This window comes from Janthinobacterium algoris (genome assembly GCF_051380935.1).
GTDB lineage: Bacteria > Pseudomonadota > Gammaproteobacteria > Burkholderiales > Burkholderiaceae_D > Janthinobacterium.
Genome location: NZ_JBNYXZ010000047.1, coordinates 1 through 1,221, shown reverse-complemented (window position 1 = coordinate 1,221; position 1,221 = coordinate 1). Strand labels below are relative to the sequence as shown.

Genomic DNA, 1,221 nt, shown 5'->3' with positions numbered 1-1,221 from the left:
CCTTCCGATTACCCACAATTCGCTTGTATACTTTCAACGATTCTGTTAACTTTTTTCACATGAGGAATTTGATCGCAATCAGATGACAACGCGGAGGACGCCAAGCGATTCCGCATCTCGTCGTCCGGTGGCGTCGGAAGACGAGCAGACTTGGGTGGATCAAGAAAATGCCGCCTGTAATTTCCGAGACGAGCGGCTCAAGAAACGCTTTCGGCTGTTGCTCCAGCAGTTCTGGTCGAACATGGGGCAAAGCATTCCATTTGCTTGTCAGGACTGGGCAAATACGAAGGCCGCCTATCGATTTTTTTCCAATGATCGCATCAGTGAGCAGGACATATTGGGCGGGCACTTCCAAGCGACGAGCGAGCGCTTCGCCAATGCGGAAGGCCCGATACTTATCCTTCAAGACACAACAACGTTTTCCTATCAGCGCGATCAGCCAGAGCGTATTGGATTCATTGGGAAGAGCGGGATTCGTAAGATTGATGGGCGCAGCAAACAGCTGACCCAATGCGGCATTTTGATGCATTCGAGCTTGGCGGTGACGACGGAAGGTGTCCCACTTGGTTTGGCTGCGATCAAGTTTTGGACGCGTAGTAAGTTCAAGGGCTGCAATGCGCTCAAGAAGACGATTAATCCCACGCGCGTACCGATCGAGGAAAAGGAAAGTTATCGATGGCTGGAGAATTTGAGACAGTCAACCGAGCTTTTCTCAGCCCCTGAGCGTTGCGTGCATATTGGCGACCGTGAGAGCGACATTTACGAGTTGTTCTGTACTGCGCAAGACGTTGGCACCCATTTCCTTGTACGTACCTGTGTCGACCGATTGGCTGGCGATGGCGCTCATACCATTGCTCAGGAGATGGAGGAAGTGAAATTGAAAGGACTGCATCGAGTCCGGACTTCAGACCCGAAAGGGAACGTCGTCGATGCAGTTCTGGAAATCCGTTATCGCCGCATCAAAGTGCTACCACCCATTGGAAAGCAGAGCCGATATCCAGCTCTCTCTTTGACGGTGATCCATGCGCGCGAACGAAATACGCCAGTGAATCGGAAGCCCATCGAGTGGAAGTTAATCACCGACTTGCCGGTCGCATCCCGGCGCGAGGCAATTGAAAAACTTGATTGGTATGCCATGCGCTGGAAAATCGAGACGTTCCACAAAATTCTGAAATCTGGGTGCAACGCGGAGGAGTCTCGACTGCGCACGGCGGAACGGCT

General features: G+C 52.2%; 1 protein-coding gene. It reads left to right on the top strand.

The annotated features are described in order from the left end of the window. Positions 1-154 precede the first annotated feature (154 nt). The coding region (locus ACQ4W7_RS29120) for an IS4 family transposase (protein ID WP_436535212.1) at positions 155-1,221 on the top strand (1,067 nt) is incomplete at its 3' end.